Source organism: Haemophilus sp. SZY H56, assembly GCF_054332415.1.
In genome coordinates, this window is sequence record NZ_JBTGNX010000008.1 from 48,415 (window position 1) to 73,220 (window position 24,806).

18 protein-coding genes are annotated in these 24,806 nt (G+C 39.3%); 8 read left to right on the top strand and 10 right to left on the bottom strand.

All coding sequences use genetic code 11. The annotated features are described in order from the left end of the window. The first annotated feature begins 130 nt into the window (after positions 1 to 130). Together luxS and purT are read left to right on the top strand one after the other, a co-directional pair. Positions 131 to 634 (top strand): S-ribosylhomocysteine lyase, encoded by a 504-nt coding sequence (luxS, locus tag ACXVWP_RS07320; RefSeq protein WP_049355613.1) that lies wholly within the window; start codon positions 131 to 133, stop codon positions 632 to 634. A gap of 9 nt (positions 635 to 643) precedes the next feature. Continuing rightward, positions 644 to 1,825 (top strand): formate-dependent phosphoribosylglycinamide formyltransferase, encoded by a 1,182-nt coding sequence (purT, locus tag ACXVWP_RS07325; RefSeq protein ID WP_297568694.1) that lies wholly within the window; start codon positions 644 to 646, stop codon positions 1,823 to 1,825. Between the two features lie 138 nt (positions 1,826 to 1,963). Here the strand turns inward: purT and ACXVWP_RS07330 are convergent, their stop codons facing one another. The 3 genes from ACXVWP_RS07330 to ACXVWP_RS07340 form a co-directional block, all read right to left on the bottom strand. Further along, positions 1,964 to 3,448, bottom strand: coding sequence for an aldehyde dehydrogenase family protein (locus tag ACXVWP_RS07330; RefSeq protein WP_054420066.1), 1,485 nt, complete (start codon positions 3,446 to 3,448; stop codon positions 1,964 to 1,966). A gap of 291 nt (positions 3,449 to 3,739) precedes the next feature. Continuing rightward, entirely contained in the window at positions 3,740 to 5,161 is a 1,422-nt protein-coding gene (locus ACXVWP_RS07335; RefSeq protein WP_297568698.1) for a porin family protein, read from the bottom strand. Between the two features lie 66 nt (positions 5,162 to 5,227). Further along, a complete protein-coding gene (locus ACXVWP_RS07340) occupies positions 5,228 to 6,862 on the bottom strand; it encodes a factor H binding protein domain-containing protein (protein WP_289902370.1) in 1,635 nt (544 codons plus the stop codon). 132 nt (positions 6,863 to 6,994) lie between these two features. Here ACXVWP_RS07340 and ACXVWP_RS07345 point away from each other — a divergent pair, with 132 nt between their 5' ends. Continuing rightward, entirely contained in the window at positions 6,995 to 7,411 is a 417-nt protein-coding gene (locus ACXVWP_RS07345; RefSeq protein WP_126470039.1) for a helix-turn-helix domain-containing protein, read from the top strand. Between the two features lie 89 nt (positions 7,412 to 7,500). On the opposite strand, the gene torA is transcribed toward ACXVWP_RS07345, so the two are convergent. From torA to rimO, 6 genes are all read right to left on the bottom strand, one after another. After that, positions 7,501 to 9,978, bottom strand: coding sequence for a trimethylamine-N-oxide reductase TorA (gene torA / locus ACXVWP_RS07350; RefSeq protein WP_297568703.1), 2,478 nt, complete (start codon positions 9,976 to 9,978; stop codon positions 7,501 to 7,503). 27 nt (positions 9,979 to 10,005) lie between these two features. Beyond that, positions 10,006 to 11,106 carry a NapC/NirT family cytochrome c gene (locus tag ACXVWP_RS07355; protein ID WP_297568705.1) on the bottom strand — a complete coding sequence of 367 codons (1,101 nt, stop codon included), beginning with the start codon at positions 11,104 to 11,106 and terminating at the stop codon, positions 10,006 to 10,008. A gap of 182 nt (positions 11,107 to 11,288) precedes the next feature. Next, positions 11,289 to 12,224, bottom strand: coding sequence for an alpha/beta fold hydrolase (locus tag ACXVWP_RS07360; protein ID WP_289902367.1), 936 nt, complete (start codon positions 12,222 to 12,224; stop codon positions 11,289 to 11,291). 54 nt (positions 12,225 to 12,278) lie between these two features. After that, positions 12,279 to 13,394, bottom strand: a complete 1,116-nt coding sequence (gene asd / locus ACXVWP_RS07365) for an aspartate-semialdehyde dehydrogenase (RefSeq protein ID WP_297568708.1) — start codon at positions 13,392 to 13,394, stop codon at positions 12,279 to 12,281. Positions 13,395 to 13,532: 138 nt separating this feature from the next. Further along, on the bottom strand, positions 13,533 to 15,542 hold the full coding sequence (locus ACXVWP_RS07370) for a UDP-glucose:protein N-beta-glucosyltransferase (RefSeq protein ID WP_297568711.1): 2,010 nt from the start codon (positions 15,540 to 15,542) through the stop codon (positions 13,533 to 13,535). A gap of 39 nt (positions 15,543 to 15,581) precedes the next feature. Continuing rightward, positions 15,582 to 16,919: a 30S ribosomal protein S12 methylthiotransferase RimO gene (gene rimO / locus ACXVWP_RS07375; RefSeq protein ID WP_297568714.1), complete on the bottom strand. Its 1,338-nt coding sequence runs from the start codon at positions 16,917 to 16,919 to the stop codon at positions 15,582 to 15,584. Positions 16,920 to 17,069: 150 nt separating this feature from the next. Between rimO and ACXVWP_RS07380 the strand changes: the two genes are divergently transcribed. Then, positions 17,070 to 17,786 (top strand): MgtC/SapB family protein, encoded by a 717-nt coding sequence (locus ACXVWP_RS07380; protein WP_126470028.1) that lies wholly within the window; start codon positions 17,070 to 17,072, stop codon positions 17,784 to 17,786. Between the two features lie 84 nt (positions 17,787 to 17,870). Then, positions 17,871 to 20,456, top strand: a complete 2,586-nt coding sequence (gene mutS, locus ACXVWP_RS07385; RefSeq protein ID WP_297568719.1) for a DNA mismatch repair protein MutS — start codon at positions 17,871 to 17,873, stop codon at positions 20,454 to 20,456. A 56-nt stretch (positions 20,457 to 20,512) separates the two neighbouring features. Here mutS and glpX read toward each other — a convergent pair whose 3' ends face one another. Continuing rightward, positions 20,513 to 21,526 carry a class II fructose-bisphosphatase gene (glpX, locus tag ACXVWP_RS07390; RefSeq protein ID WP_014064477.1) on the bottom strand — a complete coding sequence of 338 codons (1,014 nt, stop codon included), beginning with the start codon at positions 21,524 to 21,526 and terminating at the stop codon, positions 20,513 to 20,515. Between the two features lie 143 nt (positions 21,527 to 21,669). Between glpX and ACXVWP_RS07395 the strand changes: the two genes are divergently transcribed. The 3 genes from ACXVWP_RS07395 (at position 21,670) to mnmG (ending at position 24,693) form a co-directional block, all read left to right on the top strand. Then, the gene (locus tag ACXVWP_RS07395; RefSeq protein ID WP_014064476.1) at positions 21,670 to 21,888 is read left to right on the top strand and encodes a cell division protein ZapB; all 219 of its coding nucleotides are present in this window, start codon (positions 21,670 to 21,672) and stop codon (positions 21,886 to 21,888) included. 48 nt (positions 21,889 to 21,936) lie between these two features. Beyond that, entirely contained in the window at positions 21,937 to 22,374 is a 438-nt protein-coding gene (mioC, locus tag ACXVWP_RS07400) for an FMN-binding protein MioC (protein WP_049355606.1), read from the top strand. Between the two features lie 429 nt (positions 22,375 to 22,803). Then, positions 22,804 to 24,693 (top strand): tRNA uridine-5-carboxymethylaminomethyl(34) synthesis enzyme MnmG, encoded by a 1,890-nt coding sequence (gene mnmG / locus ACXVWP_RS07405; RefSeq protein ID WP_297568724.1) that lies wholly within the window; start codon positions 22,804 to 22,806, stop codon positions 24,691 to 24,693. Positions 24,694 to 24,806: the final 113 nt, after the last annotated feature.

A 24,806-nucleotide genomic window follows, 5' to 3' on the forward strand; every position in this document is an offset into this window, starting at 1 on the left:
TAAGGAACCAATTTTATTAAAACAACTGCAAGTTGCTTGTTTTATAAGACCGACGCTAAAAAGAAAAGTTCAAAGAATTTGTAAAAACATATAAAAAATTTACAAACTAATGATTTAAAAGGAAATAAATATGCCATTACTCGACAGTTTTAAAGTGGATCACACCCGTATGAACGCACCTGCCGTGCGAGTTGCCAAAACGATGCGTACCCCAAAGGGCGATGACATCACTGTTTTCGATCTTCGTTTTTGCATTCCAAACAAAGAAATTCTCCTACCAAAAGGGATTCACACCCTTGAACATTTATTTGCGGGCTTCATGCGAGACCATTTAAACAATGACAATGTAGAAATCATCGATATTTCCCCAATGGGCTGTCGCACAGGTTTTTACATGTCATTAATTGGTACACCAAACGAGCGACAAGTGGCTGATGCATGGTTAGCTTCCATGAAAGATATTTTAACCGTGCAAGATCAAAACCAAATTCCTGAATTAAATGAATACCAATGCGGAACTTACACTGAGCATTCTTTAGAAGAAGCACATGAAATTGCTAAAAATGTGATTTCTCGCGGTGTGGGGATTAATAAAAATGACGATTTAGCACTCGATGAATCTTTCTTAAAATAAGGACACAACATGACAACCCTAGGTACAGCATTAACCCCAAATGCTATTAAAGTGATGATGCTTGGCTCTGGTGAACTAGGCAAAGAGGTGGTAATTGAATTACAACGTTTAGGCGTAGAAGTAATTGCCGTCGATCGTTATGAAAACGCCCCAGCACAACAAGTGGCACATCGTGCTTATACGATTTCCATGCTAGATGGTGCAGCCCTCAAAGTCTTAGTGGAAAAAGAGCGCCCAGATTACATTGTGCCGGAAGTGGAAGCCATCGCGACTGATACGCTAGTGGAATTAGAACAAGCGGGTTTTAATGTTGTTCCTACCGCCAAAGCCACCAAGCTTACGATGAATCGTGAAGGCATTCGTCGCTTAGCAGCAGAAGAGCTTAAATTGCCAACCTCACCTTATCAATTTGTCGATAACTTTACTGACTTCCAAAGTGCGGTTGAAAAAATTGGTATTCCTTGCGTAGTGAAACCGATTATGTCCTCTTCTGGCCACGGTCAAAGTATTTTGAAATCCAAAGACGACTTACAAAAAGCCTGGGATTACGCGCAACAAGGTGGTCGCGCAGGCGCGGGACGCGTGATTGTAGAAGGGTTTGTTAAATTTGATTATGAAATCACTTTACTCACCGTTCGCCACATCAACGGCACCAGCTTCTTAGCACCAATCGGCCATCACCAAGAAGATGGCGACTATCGAGAATCTTGGCAACCACAAGTCATGTCTGATGCAGCCTTGAAAAAAGCACAAGACGTAGCAGAGAAAATTACCACCGCATTAGGTGGTCGTGGCATTTTCGGCGTGGAAATGTTTGTGTGTGGTGATGAGGTTATCTTCAATGAAGTCTCCCCTCGCCCACATGATACCGGTATGGTCACGCTAATTTCTCAAGAATTATCCGAGTTCGCCTTACATGCCCGTGCGATTTTAGGCTTACCTATTCCAGAAATCACTCTTATTAGCCCATCGGCTTCAAAAGCCATTGTGGTGGAAGGTCAATCGAAAAACGTACAATTTGGCAATATCACCGAAGTATTAGCTGAACCAAACACCAATATTCGTATTTTTGGCAAAGGCGAAGTCAATGGCCATCGCCGTTTAGGTGTATTACTCGCTCGTGATATTTTCGTAGAAAAAGCATTAGAAAAAGTAGAACGAGCTTACGCGAAGTTGGATGTGAAATTATAAGGTTTACTTAGCATAAGTATCTTTGAAAATACAAAAGTGCGGTTAATTTTTGAGAGGCTTTAAAACTCTTTAATAATTGACCGCACTTTTGAGATACAAATCAAAGTGCGGTCGTTTTTTAGGTTAGAAAGTGAATGATTAATACATACCTTCACGCTCTTCACGTGTGCTGATGAAGATATTTTTCACCTGTGTATAAGCGTCAAGCATCATTTTATGGGTTTCACGACCTATACCAGAGGTTTTATAACCACCGAAAGGAGCTCCAGCTGGTAAACGGTTATAACAGTTCACCCAAACACGACCGGTTTCAAGTGCTCGTGCAACTCGTAGCGCACGGTTAATGTTATATGTCCACACCGCACCACCTAGGCCATAATCACTGTCATTTGCCATTTTAATTACATCTGCTTCATCCTTGAATTTGATTACTACCGCAACCGGACCAAAAATTTCTTCTTGTGCCACGCGTTTTTTGTTATCAGGCGCTAAAATTAAGGTTGGTTGGAAAAATTCGCCTCGAGCCAATGCCGGGTCGGTTGATTTACCTCCACCAACGACGATTTGACACCCTTCTTCTTTAGCAATATCAACATACTTGCTAATAACCTTAACTTGATTTCCGTTTACTTGCGCCCCCATTTGCGTGTCATCTTCCCAAGGTAAGCCGACTTTAACTTTCTTAAATTCTTCTTTTAGTGCCGCGATAAATTTATCGTAAACGCTTTCTTGTACGAAAATACGTGAACCGGCACAACACACTTGCCCTTGGTTGAAGAGAATTCCTTTTTGTGCGCCCTCCAATGCTTTATCAAATGGCATATCGTCAAAGAAAATATTGGCTGATTTACCACCCAATTCCAAGGTGGATGGAATCAACATTTCAGCAGCAGCCACACCAATTTTTCTACCGATTTCGGTGGAACCGGTGAATGCCAGTTTGTTAAATCCAGTATGGTGCAACATGTATTCGCCAGATTTAGAACCCTTACCAGTGATAACATTGAAGACACCTTTCGGTAATAAATGATTAATTTTTTGAGCTAAGGAAAGTAAGCTCAATGAAGTAGTGGAAGATGGGTGAATCACGACAGTACAACCTGCTGCCAATGCCGGTGCTATTTTCCATGCAGCCATTAAGAACGGAAAGTTCCATGGAATAATTTGACCAACAACGCCAATAGGCTCGCGTAAAATCAACGACAAATCTTCGCTATCCAGTTGGTTTGCGACACCTTCTTCGGCGCGAATAACACTGGCAAAATAACGGAAATGATCTGATGCCAACGGAATATCTGCTGCGCGTGTTTCGCGAATCGGTTTACCGTTATCCAACGTTTCTTGTAAAGCGAATAATTCGGTATTTTCGTCAATAATATCTGCAATTTTATTCAAAATTGTAGCTCGTTCCGTTGCGCTGGTATTTTTCCAGGTTTTAAAGGCCTCTTTCGCAGCATTCACTGCAGCATCGACATCTGCATCCGTAGCGTCAATAAAGGTGGCTAAGGCTTCACCATTTGCAGGGTTATATGCTGTTAAGGTATTACCCTCAGAGCCATTTGTCCATTCGCCATTGATCAATAAACCATAGTGTTTATCAAAGACATTAAGATCTTTTGTCATCTGTTTTCTCCTTTTTCTACATGATGAATCAAAGTGATACCTTCTCTTTTTACATCGTCAGGTCTCTACTATTTCGTCCCAAAAAAAGGACAGTGGTTCAATTTGAGCACAAGACAAGACTTAAAACTGTGAGATAGATCACATTTTAGCGGTGATGAGGAAAGGTAGAAAAAATTGATTTGATAGATAGACAAAGCGAAGTGAAGAGAAAATACCTTGAAAAGAGACCGCACTTTGAAGGCGAAAATCAAAGTGCGGCTATGTTTTATATTTTATTTTGGGTAACTTCCTTTAGAAATTACGTTCGACAGACACAAACCACTCGCCACTTGTGCGCGAATAAAATTCCGGGATATTACTGTCAATTTTACGGTAACGATAATTTAATTTAGGTATAAAACCTTTCCATTGCAGTTTGTTATGCCATAGCGAAATGTTAAAACCGTATTCTTTATCTTGTCGTTTTTTCATTGGGAAATAGAAATTTTCTGCACGAAAATAACGTTTCACATAGCGCAGGCTTAAACGGGTAGCAAAATCCTTAATTTGCCAGACGGTGCCGATATTGACACCTCGACGAAGTGAGGACTCTGCTTTGTCTTTGCTGCGATCCATACTGCCTTCAATCCCGCCGAAAAGTAACCAATTCGGTTTCGCTTGATAACTTAATGCGAATGTTGCGCCGTTAATATAGCCGTTATGACGGCGTGCAATATTGGCATCCGCATAACGTTTTTGCGTGTGGGAAAGCGTACCGGAGAGCGACCAAAGTGCGGTTAATTCACGGTGTAAATCTGCGGTAATGCCATAATTTTGGCTATAACGTGGCGCACCCAACCAGTTTTGCTCAAAAAAGGGCGTCAATCCTAAAGATTGTAAGACGGAACGATGACGATAGCCCAATGCGGCGTAAAGTGATTTTTCGCTATAATCTTGATTATCCCAGTAATACACGCCGCCAAAACGGCTGTTTAAGGTCACAAAATGATTACCGGCGACATTGATTTCACGGCTTAACCCAAGTCCGTAACGAAAGCCGTGCGCTTTTTGTGGTAAAGAGTCTTTGTCTTTTTTAAAGCGCAATTTACCTAACAAAATATCTTGTTGGGATGACGCGTTATTCACGTTGTCGGTTTGGGTATATTGCCATTCTACGTCTGCTTTCCAGCCTTGGCGTTCATTCATGGTGGCCAAATAACGTTGGGCGAATTGTTGCATAGGCGGAGATAAATCCGGCATAGCGCGCTCAAGTTCTGCTTTAGCTTGGTGATACTGTTTATTTTCAAATAACATCACGCCTAAATCGAAACGCGGATAGGCAAGTTCCGGTTTTTCATCAACAATTTGCCGATAAAGACGAATCGCTTGCTTATGGTTGCGCTCCGCACGCAACATCGCCCCTAGGGCATAACGATATAGCGTGACATCGTGCTGAGGTTGCGATTGATAAAGCGGCAACGTTTGTTTCAATATCCCCCATTGTTGTTTTACCACACTATAATTGATCAGTTTTTCCAGTTTAGTTTGGGTATTGTCATTGGATTCAAATGTCATCGGTCTTGAAAGTGCGGTAGATTTTTCCGGCGTTTTTATCTGCGGATCTTCCGTTTTTGGCACGATATTCTTTTCAAAGAAAATAGGCTGTGGTGCTTGGAAGGTTTCAGCTTGAGTAGCTAAGGGAAATAGAATGATAAAATAGGGAAGTTTTTTCATAGTCGATTAGAAAGTAATGCCGTTTAAACCGAGGTTCAAACGGCATTTTTATATTAAAGGAAAAGTTTATTTTTGGATCTCGCCACGTGTACCGCCGAAGCCGATAGCGATATTATCGCTACTAGAATAATGGAGATTACGTTCACCGTTTCTAGGCACAACTTTAAATAATTCTTTTACCTCTTGATCATCATAAGAGACATTTTCTTTACCAAATTCGGCTACACCTGCAATTTCTTCAGCATTTTTTCCGTAAAATAGCAGTAAATATTCCCCTTTCATGTTTGTCCATTTATCAGAAGTCATATCAGAAGATATGCCTTTACCCCAATCTTTGCCGTAGATTTCGGCTAAATTACCTTCATGTAAAGTTAGATTACCTAAACCGTCTAAACCGGTAATATTTCCCTCACCTTTTTTATTGGCAAAATCTACATTATATGTAAGCATTCCTTCTCTATCTTTAGTGAAAGCAGTCCCGATATAAGTCGCTTTACCTTCATTAGGTATATCTTTGGTATTCACTCCATTTAGATAATTGCGTTGTATAGAAACGCTATATGTTTCTCTATTGTACATCGGATCATTAAGGTTTTTATAGTCTTCATATTTACCAACAACAATAGAATATTTTTGATTATAAACATCTATATATGATGTTTGTTTGGATGATTCTTCTCCTCGAACGTTTGAAGATGTAGTTTCTTGTGGGTCATATTTTCGAGTAAATCCTTCAGGTGTTTTATACGCCTCTCTAATGATATTGCGTTTTGCATCTAAAATTGCTGATTGCTCTTTTTCTATTAATAAATTATCTAAATTTTCCAATGCTTTAGTTCGCTCATTTTCAATATTACTATTAGCAAAATTCTGCGCTTCCCAATCATCTAACCCTTTTTCTTTCGCAAGATTAATTAATTCATCGATTTTGGTTTTACGTTTATCTTTCTCAGCAATGTAATTATTGAGATCTTGGACCGCACTTTCTTTATCTGTATAGTTTTTACCGTAGGCAAAATTACGTGCTTCCCACTCCTCTAAACCTTTTTGCTTTGCAAGGGCGGTTAATTCATTGATTAAATTTTCTCTTTCTGTACGTTTATCATTAAGTAATGTTCTTGCTTCATTTAATGTTTTGTCTTTATTTGCGTTTACAAAATTGCGAACTTCATCTTCGGATAAGCTATAGCTTCTTGCTAAACGTTTAAGCGCTATAATTTTGTGAACTTCAACGAGCTGTTCAGTTACAAATGATTTGCTGTTATTTTTGAAATTATCTGCAAATTCGCTAGAATCAACAGTATTTAAACCGTTATGTAATGCAAATTGAAATACTTCATCACGAGTAAGCATTTTTTCTAAGGAGAGTTTTTCATCTAATGCTTTTTGTGCTGCTGCAAGTTCTTCTTGTGCTTTTTGTAAACCTGCTTTTGCTTTATTTAAATCTTGCGCAGAAAGCTGCTCGGCTTGTTTAAGTTTATCTTCTGCCGTTTGCTTTTCATTTTGCGCTTGAGAAAGTTGCGTTTTTAAACGATCGAGTTCAGCCTGTTGCGTGTTAGCTTGATTTTGTGTTGTTTGGTTGTTTTGAATTTCGTTATTGGGCGTAGTTGGGGGGTTATCGCTGTTTCCGCCACCGCTGCTGCCACAGCCGGTTAACGCCAGTAAAAGTGCGGTTGCAATTGAAAGATTTTTGAGTTTCATACGGGATTCCTTAAATTATTTAGGGATTAAAAAGCAAAAGAATTATAATTTTTCGCTAATTTGTGTACAATTAACCAACAATTACAGAAGGTTACCGAGTTGCGGTAGCTATTTGCACTGCGAGAGTAGAATATGAAAATTAATGAAAAAATTCGTCAATTACGTGAACAACACCAATTATCTCAAGAAAATATGGCGGATAAATTAGGCATGTCGGTGACCGGTTATGCCAAAATTGAACGAGGTGAAGTGCGTTCAAATCTGCCACGTTTGGAGCAAATTTCTGAAGTGTTTGATATGGATATTTGCGAACTGCTTTCTTATGGGGAAACTGAAAAAGTTTATTTTAATAATTCAGTCACAGAATCAACAAATTCAAATAATTCAAATAATTTCTTATTCGCTGTTGGTAATGATAATTTAGAAAAAGCCATTCAACAATTGCAATTAATTATTTCTCATAAAGACGAGCTATTGGCACAAAAAGATAAAATTATTCTAGGCTTAGAGCGGGAAATTGCTTTGCTGAGAAATATGCACAAAGCATAGTAACGAGCTGACAATAACAAGAAAAAACAACTAAAAAGAAGACCGCACTTTGATCCTATCAATCAAAGTACGGTCGTTTTTTATTGGTTTTACACAGCCTGTTTAGGTTGTTTGAATACCGTCACTTCAGGTGCTTTACCGGTAAATTTTTCAACCTGAACAATACAGGTATTGGGTGAGTTACCTTGTGCAAGTTTTGATGTGCCTTCATCGCGTGTTAATACATTCGGGCAACCATTTTTACACAAAGGTTTTTCACTTTCACCTAAATCCATTGGGTCATACCATGCACCTTCATGAAGAGCGACAGTACCTTTGATGATATTTTCTGTCACAACCGCACCTGCAAGCACTTGGCCGCGTTTGCTGTGAATGCGTACGATGTCACCGTCTTTAATACCGCGAGCAGCCGCATCTTCAGGATGAATCATTACCGGTTCCCGATCATTGACCGCATATTTTTGGCGTAATGAGGTATGCGCCAATTGGCTGTGTAAACGGTAGTATGGGTGTGGCGTCACTAAGGCGAGCGGATAATCTTGCGTCACGTTGCCGGCAAATTCTTCCGGTTCCATCCAGCTTGCATGCCCTTTACAGTCGTCATAGTTCATTTTGGCGATGACATCAGAATAAATTTCGATTTTACCTGATGGTGTACCAAGCGGATTGAGCAACGGATCTTCACGGAATTCACCATAACGTACCCATTTCTTCGCGGCTTCTCCCGCTTCAAAGCTTAACGGTTTATTTTCTGCCCAGAATTTATCAAAACGAGGCATTGCAACACGGTTTGCACGTGCGGCAGTAAAGGCTGCATTGTAGAATTCTTCCAGCCATTCCATTTCAGTTTTACCTTCGGTGTATTGTTCTTCCACACCTGCTCGTTTTGCGAGTTCAACGAAAATATCATAGTCATTTTTCGCTTCAAATTGTGGCGGAACCACTTGTTTCATCGGGTAAATGCTCATCATGGAGTAGTCGCCTGCCATGGTTAAGTCATTACGTTCATAACTGGTAGTTGCCGGCAAGACAATATCTGCCATGCGCGCAGTTGGCGTCCAGTTTACCTCATTCACAATCACCACATCTGGTTGTTGGAAGGCCTTCACTAAGGTATTGGTATCTTGATGGTGAACAAATGGGTTACCGCCTGCCCAATACACCGCTTTGATATCAGGGTAAGTAATTTCAGTACCGTTATAGTGAATTTTTTTGCCAGGATTGAGCAACACATCTGAAATACGCGCCAATGGGAAAGCAGATTTAGAGGTATCATCCAACCATGTTTTTGCACCCGCTTTGCCTGCTGGACTTGCGGTAATAGAGCCGATAATACCCCCTGTCGCCGTTGGCACCCCACCATTTGAATAGTGATAACTCAAACCAAATCCACCACCTGGCAAGCCAATTTGTCCTAACATAGACGCTAGAGTGACTAACATCCAGTGGGTTTGTTCACCATGGCGTTGGCGTTGCATACCCCAACCACCCATTAACATGGTACGTTTACTAGAAAAATCTGCTGCAAGCTGTTTAATCGTTTCTGCCGGTACACCACAAATTTTTGACGCCCATTCTGCTGTTTTTGGTTGGCCATCAGTTTTACCTAATAAATATTCCTCGAATTTAGCATAACCCGACGTGTATTTTTTCAAGAAATCTTTATCATGCTTACCTTGTTCAACTAAAGTATGCGCAATACCAAGCATTAACGGCACATCCGTTGCTGTATTCACCGGAATCCATTCTGCGTTCAGCATTTGGCAAGTTTCGCTTTTTTGTGGGTCGATACAAATAATGCGTTTTCCACTCGCTTGGAATTTTTTGAAATATTCAATCCCTTTTTGGTCGGTAGACATCCAAGCAATACGCATGGTTGTGAGTGGGTTTGCAGACCAAAGCACAATAATATCGCTGTTTTCTAACACAGATTCCCAGCTGGTTTGTTGTTCATAGACCTCAATAGTACCAAGCACATGCGGCATGATGACTTGCGCAGCACCCGTAGAGTAGTCCCCTTTATGCCCCACAAAACCACCGGTAGCATTCATGTAGCGCTGTAATAACGTACGAGAAGCATGTAATGAACCACAACTAAACCAACCATAAGAACCGGCAAAAATACCTGTTGGCCCATGTTCGTCACGAACACGTTTAAGTTGATTGTGTACTAAATCTAACGCTTCATCCCAAGAAACTCGCACCCATTCATCACGACCACGCATTGCGGTATCACTTTTTCCTGGGTTAGCTAAAAAGCCTTTACGCGCCATTGGATATTTCACGCGAGTTTCGCTGTATAGCTGATCAGCAACAACTGTTTGTAATTCGTTTGGTACAGCAGGTTCAATGGCAGGGCCAGATTTCACAACTTTACCATCTTCCACAACCACACCAAGCGGTCCCCAGTGAGCCGCAGTAACTACTGTTTTTATTTCAGCTTCTTTTGCGACCGCACTTTTTGATACAACGCCCACCATACCACCAGAAAGGGCACTACCTGCCACGCCTAAAGATGTTTTTTTCAGAAAATCACGACGTTGTTCATTTACGTTATTCTTTTTCATTTCAGCCTCGTTTTAGATAGTTGGTTATTATTGTTTTGCCATATCTTTGGCATTGCGTTGCAGATAAATAGTTAATGCTCGTACTTCATCTTTGTTCATTGATGTACGGTCTTTCATAGAATTCACCACACCAATCCATTGGTTAGCGGTGTAATGATCTGCACCAATTGCCGCGTGACAACCACTACATTGAGTTTGATTTAACTGATTGCCATATTGATTAAGTGCGGTCAGATCTGATGACATTTTTTCTTTTGCGACATTCACCGCAACATTGATTTCTTTCCACTCAGAATCTGTTACTGCATCATGTATTGTTTTTACGACTTGAACATGGTTACGTGCATCTTCATCCAGTAAAGCAAGCGTGATACGTTTGCCTAACTCTTGATAAACAACCGCTTCAGCTCCCACTTGTTGCCAACCATGTAAGGTGCCTTGAACTTGATCACCATTTACTTTCCATTGCATTAATTCTGCATAAGGCATGAGGCGAACCTCATTTCCTTTATCATTGGTCGCTTTCACCATTTCAGTGGCAAAAATAGCTGAGCCATCAGAGAGAATGCTACCTTGTACGGCAGAGGATTTTTGCGCATTTTGATCGCCATGCACTTCAGGAAGGAAGTGAACAATGCCTTTATGGCAATCAATACAGGTTTGGCCGTTTGTTTGAGCATCTGTATGGGTTTGTTTTGCTAATTTAGTTTGTTGTGAAAGCTCCATTGCATCAAAACTGTGGCAGCTACGACAGGTTTCTGAATCGTTGGCTTTCATATCATTCCATACCATTTGAGCAAGCTCTGCACGATGGGCTTCATATTTTTCTTTATTCTCAATCTTACCTTGTGCTTCATACCACAAGTCTTTTAAAGCAATAAATTTAGCTTTGACATAATGCCAGCCTTCTTTTGGAATATGGCAGTCTGAACATTGTGCTCGCACACCTTTTGCATTAGCAAAGTGGCTCGAGCCTTCCCATTCTTCTTTTGGATAGCTCATTGAATGACAACTGACACAAAACTCTGGTGAACTTGTTTTATGCATAACCCACTGCGTTCCCCACAATACCACAGCGCCGACACCAGCCAAGCAAAGTGCGGTGACGATTTTCTTCATTTTTGACATAGACACTCCAACTATACAAACAACAAAAACATAACTACAAATAAGTATTATGGATTGTAGGCATATAGTGAGAAAGAAACTATGATCTTGCTCAATAAAAGGCTAAACACTCATGAGATAAAAATAAAAAAACATTAATAAATCAATATATAATGTTTTGTATTTAATCTAATTAGGAAAATTTAAGAATGAAGAAATTGATTAACGCGTTCAAGCACGGCTTTTCTCACGTTATCCTTTTCAAAAAGGATTTCATGTTTTGCTTGAGGTACAAGCATGGATTCTGCATGCGGAAAAAGTGCGGTCAATTTTTCAAGATTTTTGTTATCCACTATCTTTTCCTTTTCCGCTTGTAGGATAAGCACGGGTATTTCCACTCTTGGAATGATTTTAGGGAGCGCTTTGATTGCATTTAAACACAAATGTACCCAACGGAATGTCGGGCCACCTAAGTGAATAGCTGCGCGTTTTCGATTAACTCGGTTCATCCATTTCATTCGCGTTTTAGAATGACTAAGTTCATTAAGGTTTAAATCTGCCGGTTTGTAATGTCCTTTGCCAAAAACATAACGATGACCTTGACCAAATGCCATCATCGTTGCAATGATGATTTCATCTCGTAACGGATGTTTCATGGGAACGCCAAAGAAAGGCGAAGAAAGCACAGCCTTTTTAATATGATGATCGTAATTGGCTAGATAATAGGTAGAAATCAAAGCGCCGAGGGAGTGTGCAAGAATATATTGCGCTTGATAAGAATAAAGTGCGGTCGTTTTTTCAATGATTTTTGCCATATCATCAATATAAAAACGAAACTCATCTAAATGCCCTTTTTGAGGAATAATACGCTGTGAATAGCCTTGTCCTCGGTGATCGAAAAGCAAAACATCATAACCTTGTTGATAAAAGTCATAAGCCAACTCAGTCCATTTCAGCATATTTTCTGCTCGACCATTAACCAAAATCATCAATTTTCTGACCGCGCTTTCAGGCTGAACCAAATGACGATAAGCTAATTTGATATTTCGTTCACCAGAAAGATATTGCGTCGGAAATTGCTCAAAAAAAGGCAATAACTCTGCAAGAGCAAATTGATGAAAATGAGGTTCTCTGATCATAATTTTTTAATGAAAAGGGCGTAGTAAATACGCCCTTTGTAGTGAAAGTAAAACTTATGCCACCAATTGTTTTAAGATACGGCGAACTGGCTCTGCAGCGCCCCATAATAATTGGTCACCTACAGTGAATGCCGCTAAGTATTCCGGACCCATTGCCAATTTACGTAAACGACCAACCGGTACGCTTAATGTACCTGTTATTTTCGCTGGAGTTAATTCACGTAATGTGGTTTCTTTGTCGTTTGGAATCACTTTCACCCATTCATTGTGAGACGCTAAAATTTGTTCGATTTCTTCTAACGGTAAGTCTTTTTTCAGTTTGATAGTGAATGCTTGGCTGTGGCAGCGTAATGCACCGATACGCACACATAAACCATCAACAGGAATTGGATTGTCGCTTAAACCTAAGATTTTGTTGGTTTCTGCATAGCCTTTCCATTCTTCTTTCGTTTGTCCTGTTTCAGGGAGAAGTTTGTCAATCCAAGGGATTAAGCTTCCCCCTAATGCTGCACCGAAGTTATCCGTTGGGAAGCGATCAGAACGCATTTCTGCCGTCACTTTACGTTCAATATCTAAAATTGACGAAGCAGGATCTTTTAATTCACTTGAAACCGATTGTTCTAATAAGCCCATTTGTGAAATCAATTCACGCATATTTTTTGCGCCCGCACCTGAAGCCGCTTGGTAAGTTGCAACAGATACCCATTCCACTAAATCTTTTTCAAACAAACCACCGATAGCCATCAACATTAAGCTTACAGTACAATTACCACCCACAAAAGTTTTAATGCCTTTTTTCAAGCCTTCAGAAATCACGTGTTGGTTTACCGGATCAAGCACGATAATCGCATCATCTTTCATACGTAGTGCAGACGCTGCATCAACCCAATAACCATCCCAACCTGTTGCTTTTAATTTTGGATAGACTTCATTGGTATAGTCGCCACCTTGGCAGGTCACGATAATGTCTAATTTTTTAAGTTCTTCAATGTCGAATGCATTTTTAAGCTCACCTGCCTCTTTGCCTGCGAATACAGGGGCTTTTTGACCTGCTTGAGAAGTAGTGAAGAAAACTGGATTAATATTGGCAAAATCTTGCTCTTGTACCATACGATCCATTAATACGGAACCGACCATTCCGCGCCAACCGATAAAACCGACGTTTTTCATGAGTTTTTCCTTATTTTATGTTGTGTTGAATGGGTCTATTAATTACAGGCTTTATGTCACAAAATCAAGTTTTTTTAGAAAAAATGAGGCTTTGTTTAATTTTTTTCAATAAAAAATCCCCTTTCGGGGATTTATTGATTATTTATCTGCTTTTTTTTTTACCATTTTTTTCGGCTCAGATTTACCTTCAGATTTGACCGCACTTTTCTTTTCTGTCGTAGACTTTGTGGCCTTCTCTTTTGTCGTTGCGGATTTAGTCGCTTTTTTCTTTGGCTTTTCAGCTAAATTTGCTGCTTTCCATTCCTCAAATTTTTCAAGTAACACTTTACCCATTGGGCTTGGATCACCTGTAAATAAGGTTTGTAAACCGTTATTTTCAATGATATGACGGCGAAGTTCTAAACGTTCTTGATGATTTTCTGCTAAACGAATTGCACGCTCAACATATTCATCTACCGTATTTGCAATTAACCATTCCGGTAAACCTAAACGTTTGAATAACCCTTCATCAATATGTTCATGCACTTCTGCACCAGTTTTACATACGCCCACTAAACCTAACGTCACCATATCAATAATGCCGTTGGTGTTACCGAATGGGAATGGGTTTACCATCATATCGCAGTTATGCAAAATACGAAGATATTGATCATAAGGTGCATGTGGATGAGCTGTCGCATCATTGCCTAAATAAGATTTAATAAAACGCTCAACATAAGGATGCGTCACACCACTAGATTGACCTAATGCAAAGTGGAAATGCACTTTCACATTAGCACGATCACGAATAGCCTTTAATGCTGCCAAGAAATAGGGGTTAAGCTTCATTGTGGTAGAGGCAATACCAATATTCACCACTTCAGGGTTTTCACGTAAGCGATATTCTACGTGTTGTGGTGCAAGTGCTGAAGGCACATAAGGTAAGGCATCTTTCGGTAAACGCAATAATTGCTCACTGAAACATTTTTCAGAACCCACATAATCATCTTCTACAATCACATATTCAATAAAATCAGAATGTGTCGTAGCTGGGTGACCTAAAGCAATTACTTGAACTGGTGCAAGGCGTGTATTGCTTGCAAAAATAGTGGTTAAATCCATTCCAATACTTGGCATATAAAGAACCGCAGCACCATTTTTTTCACAAATCTCTTTTAATTCATTCAATTTACCAAAAATATTATCACCTTTTAATAAATGGAATTCATCAAACACCGCTTGTCCTGCTGCATCTACAGCATCATTACCTACACCAATTAAATGAAAACGCTCACGCGCAGCAATCATTGAAGTGGAATGCGTACGATAAATTGAATGGGATGAATGGAAATGCTCCAATAATATGACCATGACTGGTTTGCCATCACGTTCACCTAATTTCGTGACATCGCGATCTACCCATCCACCTTGCAATAAATGACGACGAATAACTTGGTTTAATGCTTGTTTCACCCAGTGTTTATTTTCAGCAATATCGTAGCTGCAATGCATATACACATCATGTGAAATTGCACTTGGTATATTATTTAAGTTTTCAATCGTTGCTAATTTTTCAGGGAACCATTGTAAAAGCGTACCACGCTTAGAAAACGATTGTTCTGTACCAATAAAACGTGGTGATTGCAATGCAAAACAAAGGGATGCACATAATTCTGGATCTAAATTCCATAAAGCATCAAGATTGACGTTTATATTCGATTCCGGCAAATACAAAATACAGAATTTAATTAATGATGATTTCGTATTATCTAAATGGAAATCGAATAAATTGGTTTTATCTGGATTGCGGTTATAAGCTTGTAACACATGATCAGCGTTCACAAATGGTGATGAAGCAAAAATCATATTAATCCAACGTTGTAATGTAAAGAAACGTTGTGCCCCACCTTCAGAAATATCTAATTTAGGATCAGAAAATAACTCACTCATTGCTACCGCTACACGGATGCATAAATGCTTAATTTTATCTTGTACTAATTCATCATTTAATTGGCTAGGATAATCAATTTCAATACCTTCAACGCCACCAAAATTACTATCAATTTTGCTTAAAATATCCAGCAATTCAACGCAAGCTGATTCATAGCTTTTTGCTGCTACTTCCTGTTCAAAACGGATAACACTTGGTTGTTTTTGTGCTTCTGTCATTTCTAAATTTCTTTGGTAAAAAATAAATAAAATGAATAATTAACAGGTTCCCCACAGATCATATTCATCTGAATGGGTGATAGTGACTTTAATAACTTCGCCTACTTTTACAGGTGTGCCACTTAGATTTTCAATATAAACTAAGCCATCAATTTCTGGTGCATCAGCTTTTGTACGGCCAATAATACCTTCGTCATCAATTTCATCCACGATTACATCAAGCATTCGGCCAATTTTTTGCTTTAATCGTTCAGCGGAAATTTCTTGTTGTAACTGCATAAAGCGGTGGAAACGTTCTTCTTTTACCTCTTCAGGCACTTGGTCGGCCATTTCGGTAGCCGGTGCGCCTTCTACTGGGCTAAATTTGAAACAGCCCACGCGATCAAGTTGTGCTTCTTTTAAGAAATCCAATAACATTTGGAAGTCTTCTTCTGTTTCACCCGGGAAGCCTACAATGAAAGTTGAACGCAAGGTTAAATCCGGACAAATCTCACGCCATTGCTTGATACGCTCTAAAGTGCGGTCAATTTTTCCTGGTCTTTTCATCGCTTTTAAAATTTTTGGACTTGCGTGTTGCAATGGAATATCCAAATAAGGCAACAATAAACCTTCCGCCATTAATGGAATTAAATCATCCACGTGCGGATAAGGATAAACGTAGTGTAAACGTACCCAAATGCCTAATTTACCAAGTTGTTTACACAAGGTCATTAAGTCATTTTTAATTGGCATACCATTCCAGAAAGCCGTTTTTACGCCACCTTCTTTGCGTTGTGTATCCATTGCATAAGCAGAGGTATCTTGTGATACGACCAATAACTCTTTCACGCCTGCATCAGCAAGACGTTTTGCTTCATCCAATACTTGCGTGATAGAACGGCTTTCTAAATCCCCACGCAATGAAGGAATTATGCAGAATGTACAACGATGATCACAACCTTCTGAGATTTTCAAATATGCATAGTGTTTTGGTGTTAATTTCACTCCTTGTTTTGGAACAAGGCTGGTGTAAGGATTATGTTCTGGCTTTGGTACATACTTGTGTACTTGAGCCATTACTGCTTCATAACTATGCGGACCAGTTACTTCCAATACTTTCGGGTGAACTTGGCGAATTTGATCTTCTTTCGCCCCTAAACAGCCGGTCACAATCACACGTCCGTTTTCTTCCAACGCCTCGCCAATAGCTTCTAGGGATTCCTGTACAGCACTATCAATAAAACCGCAAGTATTCACAATGACCAAGTCTACATTTTCATAACTTGGCACAATGTTATATCCGTCAGTACGTAATTCGGTCAAAATCCGTTCTGAATCAACTAAATTTTTAGGGCAACCTAAACTTACAAAGCCAATATTTGGCGTTGATTTTTGCATAAATTTATTCTCAGCTATCGTCATTTTTCAAAACCTTAGATTTTACTCAATTTCAAGCAGAAAGGCGATAATTAAAGTAAATTTACCCATTAACGCCTTTTTTTCAGGTAGAATAAGTACCATTTTTATTTACTTATATTGATTATTAATATGGAAAATCTCTCTCTTTTTTCAACTATTTTTGAACAAATGGCTTATTTAATTATTCTCGGAAAAATGCTACTCGCACTTGTACTTGGCGGGATTATTGGCTTAGAACGAGAACTTAAACACAAACCGGTTGGTGTCAAAACTTGTGCTATTATTGCGGTAACGACTTGTGTACTCACGATTGTCTCCATTCAAGCTGCTGAACATTACGCACAAGTTTCAGATAATATCCGAACTGACCCTATGCGACTTGCCGCACAAGTAATCAGTGGTATTGGTTTTTTAGGCGCAGGGGTAATTTTACACAAGAAAAATGATGCTATTTCAGGCTTAACTACTTCCGCCATTATTTGGGCGGCTGCGGCTATCGGTGTGGCAACAGGTGCGGGTTTTATTTTTGATGCGATTATTGCTACTTTGATGATTTTAATCGCTATCCGTATTAGTCCGATTGTACAACGTTATGTTCGCCGCAAAAAATACAAAAAACGTACTCGATTAGCTATTCAACTGAGTTCTGCTAACGGCATCAGTAAAGTGACAGATTTATTATTGAAACATGATTACCGCATTGAAAATATCTCAGTCAAAGACCAAGCAAGTGGCGAGGTTCGCTTGCAAGTGCGATGCTACAACATCGATAATGAAATGCTAAAAGATGTCTATACGCTGTTAAAAACAGAAGATGAAGTACTAAGTGTAGATGTAGAAAATTAGAATCAGCTTAAAGTAACACATTACTTCTATCATAAAACCTATACTTGCTAGACAAAAAGTTAAAAACTTAAACTGGATAACATCATGAATTTACAAGATAATTTCGAGCAACATACGCCAATGATGCAGCAATATCTCAAGTTAAAAGCAGAAAATCCTGATATTTTGTTATTTTATCGAATGGGGGATTTTTATGAGCTTTTTTATGATGATGCAAAAAAAGCGGCAGCGTTGTTAGATATTTCTTTAACGAAACGTGGACAATCAGCAGGTAATCCAATTCCCATGGCTGGCGTGCCTTATCATGCGGTAGAAGGTTATTTAGCAAAATTAGTGCAATTAGGTGAACCTGTAGCCATTTGTGAGCAAGTGGGTGATCCCGCTACATCAAAAGGGCCGGTTGAACGCAAAATTGTACGAATTGTGACACCAGGTACAGTGAGTGATGAAGCGCTTTTACCAGAACGCCAAGATAACTTAATTGTGGCGGTTTATCAGGAAAAAGAAAAATTCGGTCTAGCTACATTAGACATGACATCTGGACGCTTCCAGCTTTGTGAACCTCATTCAAAAGAAGCCTTGCAAGCTGAATTACAGCGTATTAATCCCGTAGAATTACTTTATTGTGAAGATTTTGCCGAAATGGCCATTATTGAACCTTATAAAGGTCTACGCCGTCGCCCAATTTGGGAATTTGAACTCAGTACGGCTATTTCAGAACTTAATCGTCAATTTGGTACGAAAGATTTACGTGCATTTGGTGTAGAAAAATCACCTCTTGGTTTGGCAGCAGCAGGTTGTTTATTGCAATATGCGAAAGAAACACAACGTGCTTCTCTGCCACATATTCAAAGCATCAGTGTTATTCAAAATAACGATAATATTCAATTAGATGCCGCAACACGCCGAAATTTAGAACTCACTCAAAATCTTGCGGGTGGCACAGAAAACACGCTGGCTTCGGTATTAGATAAATGTGTGACGCCAATGGGTAGCCGTTTATTAAAACGTTGGATTCATCAGCCTATCCGTCAAACAGACATTCTATTAAAACGCCAAAAAACCATTGGTGAAATTATTGAGCAAGATTTGTATCACGAATTGCAGCCTTATTTGCAACAAGTGGGGGATATGGAACGGATTCTTGCTCGTGTAGCACTACGTTCTGCGCGTCCTCGAGATCTCACACGTTTACGTACTGCATTAGAACAAATTGAACCGATAAAATCGCTGATTTATACAAAAACATCGTCAAATTTGACCGCACTTTCCGCGCAAATTGATGATTTTTCCGCACAAATAGCGCTACTTCAAAAAGCAATTATTGAAACCCCTCCGTTATTAATTCGCGATGGTGGCGTTATTGCTGAAGGCTATAATGCAGAATTAGATGAATGGCGAACCCTTTCCGCTGGCGCAACGCAATATTTAGAAAATTTAGAACAACGCGAACGAGAAAACACAGGTATTGATACCTTAAAAATTGGCTTTAATGCGGTGCATGGTTATTACATTCAAATTAGCCAAGGACAAGCCCATAAAGCACCAATTCATTATGTTCGTCGTCAAACCTTAAAAAATGCCGAGCGCTATATTATTCCTGAATTAAAAGAATACGAAGATAAGGTTTTAAAATCAAAAGGGGCAGCGCTTGCTTTAGAAAAGCAACTTTATGATGAATTGTTTGATTTATTATTGCCACATTTAGGTCAATTACAATTAGCCAGCTTGGCATTGTCTGAATTGGATGTGTTAGTTAACTTAGCAGAAAGAGCAGAAACCTTAAATTATGTTGCACCACAATTTAGCGATGAAATTGGTGTAAAAATTGAAAATGGTCGCCATCCTGTGGTGGAACAAGTCTTAAAAGACCCCTTTATTGCCAACCCTGTTAAGCTCAATCAACAGCGTCATTTGCTGATTATTACTGGCCCAAATATGGGCGGTAAAAGTACCTATATGCGTCAAACGGCTTTAATTACGTTAATGGCGTATATAGGCAGTTTTGTGCCGGCTGATAGCGCGGTTATCGGGCAAATTGATCGCATTTTCACTCGAATTGGCGCCTCTGATGATTTAGCCTCCGGTCGTTCTACATTTATGGTAGAAATGACCGAAATGGCGAATATTCTTCATCAAGCCACTTCACAAAGTTTGGTTCTGATTGATGAAATTGGACGAGGCACTTCTACTTATGATGGGCTTTCTTTAGCTTGGGCTTGTGCCGAATGGTTGGCGAAGAAAACTCATTCGCTTACGTTATTTGCGACCCATTATTTTGAACTCACCGCACTGCCAGAAAAAATTGAAGGTATTGCGAATATTCATTTAGATGCATTAGAACACAACAATACCATCGCCTTTATGCACGCGGTTCAAGACGGTGCGGCAAGTAAAAGCTATGGCCTTGCTGTTGCAGCACTGGCTGGTGTGCCTCAATCTGTCATTAAACTGGCGAAGCAAAAATTGCATCAATTAGAAAAATTGTCGGCACAAAATGGTGATCAACAAATTCAACATTTAAGAGCGTTAAATCAACATCAAGGTGAATTGGCTTTTGAAGCTGAACCGGATGCTTTACGCGAAGCCATTGAGCAACTTGATCCTGATGAATTAAGTCCAAAACAAGCCTTAGCTTATCTGTATCAATTGAAGAAAATGCTGTCATAAATAAAAAAGAGCGGTCAAAAAATTCATTGTTTTTTATGACCGCTCTTTTATTTTCACTAATTTCTTAAAATCTCATAGATTTCAGAATCTTTTCTATCAAGATAATGGATGGATTGGATTTTACGAATGGTGCGTGATTTACCACGAATTAATAAGGTTTCTGTAGTTGCCAAGTTTCCACGGCGAGAAATTCCTTTAAGCAATTCACCGTGCGTAATTCCCGTTGCAGCAAAAACAAGATTATCATCACGTACTAAATCTTCTAATTTTAAGATTTCATTGACCTTCACACCTAACGCTTCACAACGTTGAACTTCTTCTGCGGCAATTTTACGGTTTTCTTCTGTATCGCCTTTCACTTCATTACGTGGAATAAGACGAGCTTGCATATCCCCACCTAATGCACGAATTGCAGCGGCAGCTGCCACACCTTCAGGTGCACCGCCAATACCATAAACCATATCCACTTCAGCATCTGGTAAGCAACATAAAACCGAAGCTGCAACATCACCATCTGGAATAGCCATCACGCGAATACCTAAATTATGCATTTGCTTAATCACTTCATCATGACGTGGTTTAGCGAGTACCATCACGGTTAAATCCGATAAGGATTTACCTAAACGAGAAGCTACACGGCGCAGGTTTTGCTCAATCGGTAAACTTAAATCAATCATGCCTTTTACTTCAGGACCGACAACCAATTTTTCCATATACATATCAGGCGCTTTTAAAAAAGTACGTTTACCACCAGCCGCCAATACCGAAATCGCATTTGATTGTCCCATTGCTGTCATTCGTGTGCCATCAATCGGATCAACCGCAATAGAAACGAGTTCACCATTACCTGATCCCACTTTTTCGCCAATATAAAGCATTGGGGCTTCATCAATTTCCCCTTCACCAATCACAATTTCACCGTCCATATGGATTAAATTCAGCATATAACGCATGGCTTTGACTGCCGCCTCATCTGCCGCATTTTTATTACCACGTCCAAGCCAAGTATAAGCCGCTAATGCAGCTGCTTCGGTTACTCTTGAAAATTCAATAGCTAATGCACGATTCATTTTTCTCTCCCAATGCAAAAAGTCTCGCTATTTTATCACTAAGCAAACGTTTGCCTAATAATTTTTGATAAGAAGCTTTTAAAAATAAGATTAAGTGGGTAAAATGAAGTCATTTCGGACTTATTTTAAAAAAGGAAATCACTATGTCTTTAGAAATTTTAGATCAGCTTGAAGAAAAAATTAGACAAGCAGTAGAAACCATTCAATTACTTCAACTTGAAGTAGAAGAATTAAAAGAACAAAAAAATCAATCTCAACAAGCGGTAGAAGCATTGCAACATGAAAACGAGCAACTTAGAAATGAACACCGCAACTGGCAAGAACACATTCGTTCATTGTTGGGTAAATTCGACAACGTATAATGACTATAAAGGCTTAGAAAATCTAAGCCTTTTTTATTAGGAAAGAATATGCATATTTGTTTGATTTCAGGCAGTACATTAGGCAGCGCTGAATATGTGGCGGAGCATTTAGAAGATGTATTAAAAACACAAGATTTTTCTACCGCACTTTTCCACGGACCAGAACTTGATGAGGTGATTGATGAAAATATTTGGTTGATCGTCACTTCAACACATGGTGCAGGTGAATTACCTGATAATTTAAAACCACTTTTTGAACAAATTGCGGCATCAGATAAAGATTTCTCTTCTCTCCGCTTTGCCGTTGTAGGCTTAGGTAATTCAGATTACGATACATTCTGTCATGCCGTGAATAAAGTCGAAACACAATTAAGTGAAAAAAGTGCGGTCAAAATCTGCGAGAGTTTAAAAATCGATGTCTTGTATGTTGATGATCAAGAACAATTTGCGGAAGATTGGTTACCACAATTTATTCATGCACTTTAGTCATAATAAAGCGATAATTTGAGTTATCGCTTTTTCTTTATCTATTATCCAAAAAAATTATCTGTGGGTAACTTTAATAAAACCTGTCAAAAACTTGTTCTTTTCCACTGAGTAAATATGATGATTGTTTTAACTGTGGATAAAATTGAAGGTTATCCACAAGAAAAAGCCTCCAAACTGATGACATTTCAACAAAGTCTAAAATGATCTAACTTCTTCATTTAAAAAAGGAAAAGGATCTTATTCACAAGGTAAAAGGATCATAATAGTAACAATAATAAGATCTTTATATATAAATAGATCTTATCTTTATTACCTTTAGATCTTCTCTTATCACAGATTGAATTCTTGCTTTCAAGCACACGTAATTTTCAGTAGAATAGCGTCTATTTTTAGATCGAAGATCAAATTAAAGACAAAGAGAGAGATATGTTTTACACCGAAAATTATGATGTGATCGTTGTTGGTGGCGGTCATGCTGGTACAGAAGCGGCATTAGCACCAGCACGTATGGGATTAAAAACTCTGTTATTGACACATAATGTCGATACCCTAGGACAAATGTCATGTAATCCAGCCATTGGTGGCATTGGTAAAGGCCATTTAGTGAAAGAAATTGATGCGATGGGTGGCCTTATGGCTCATGCAGCGGATAAAGCCGGTATTCAATTTCGTACTTTAAACAGCAGTAAAGGGCCTGCTGTACGTGCAACTCGTGCTCAAGCTGACCGGGTGTTATATCGTCAAGCGGTACGCATCGCACTAGAGAATCAACCAAATTTAGATATTTTCCAGCAAGAAGTGACCGATATTTTAATTGAGCAAGATCGCGTTTGTGGTGTAGAAACCAAAATGGGGCTTAAATTCCGTGCTAAATCAGTTATTTTAACTGCCGGTACTTTCTTAGCGGGTAAGATCCATATCGGTTTAGAACATTATGAAGGTGGCCGAGCTGGTGATCCAGCATCTGTTACACTTTCTCATCGTTTACGTGATCTGAATTTACGTGTAGATCGTTTAAAAACCGGTACACCGCCGCGTATTGATGCACGCACGATCAATTTCGATATTTTAGCTAAACAGCATGGTGATGCCGTATTACCGGTATTCTCTTTTATGGGATCGGTGGATGATCATCCTCAACAAATTCCTTGTTATATCACCCACACTAATGAACAAACCCATGAAGTGATCCGTAATAACTTGGATCGTAGTCCAATGTATACCGGTGTGATTGAAGGGATCGGTCCACGTTATTGCCCATCTATTGAAGATAAAGTGATGCGTTTTGCAGATCGTAATTCACATCAAATTTATTTGGAACCAGAAGGCTTAACCAGTAACGAAGTGTATCCAAACGGGATCTCTACCAGTTTGCCGTTTGATGTGCAAATGGGCATTGTGAATTCTATGAAAGGTTTGGAAAAAGCGCGCATCATTAAACCAGGTTATGCCATTGAATATGATTATTTTGATCCACGAGATTTAAAACCAACATTAGAAACTAAAGCTATTTCTGGTTTATTTTTTGCGGGTCAAATTAACGGTACAACAGGTTATGAAGAGGCGGCGGCACAAGGCTTATTGGCCGGGATTAATGCAGGTCTTTACGTACAAGAAAAAGAGGCATGGTATCCACGTCGCGATCAATCTTATACAGGCGTATTGGTGGATGACCTTTGCACACTTGGTACCAAAGAACCATATCGCGTATTTACTTCTCGTGCAGAATACCGTTTGTTATTACGTGAAGATAATGCGGATATTCGTTTAACGCCAATTGCCCATGAATTAGGTTTGATTGATGAGGCTCGTTGGGCGCGCTTTAATCAAAAAATGGAAAATATTGAACAGGAACGCCAACGCTTACGCAGCATTTGGTTGCATCCGCGTTCTGAATATTTAGAAGAAGCGAATAAAGTGCTTGGTAGCCCACTTGTGCGTGAAGCCAGCGGTGAAGATTTATTGCGTCGTCCAGAAATGACCTACGATATTTTGACTTCTTTAACGCCATACAAACCAGCAATGGAAGATAGAGAAGCTGTAGAACAAGTGGAAATTGCTATTAAGTATCAAGGCTATATTGAGCATCAACAAGAAGAAATTGAAAAACAAAAACGCCACGAAAATACGGCTATCCCGGCTAACTTTGATTACAGCAAAGTGTCTGGTTTATCTAATGAAGTACGTGCGAAGTTAGAACAGCATCGTCCGGTTTCCATTGGCCAAGCGAGCCGAATTTCAGGCATTACTCCTGCAGCAATTTCAATTATTCTGGTGAATTTGAAAAAACAAGGCATGCTAAAACGTGGGGAGTAAACTTCTCAGGTATTGAAAGCAAAAGTGCGGTGAATTTTCATCGCACTTTTTTATATTACAAATTAAAAAGATGTAATTAGTAGGCTAAATTTTTACTGAAATAAAAACACTAA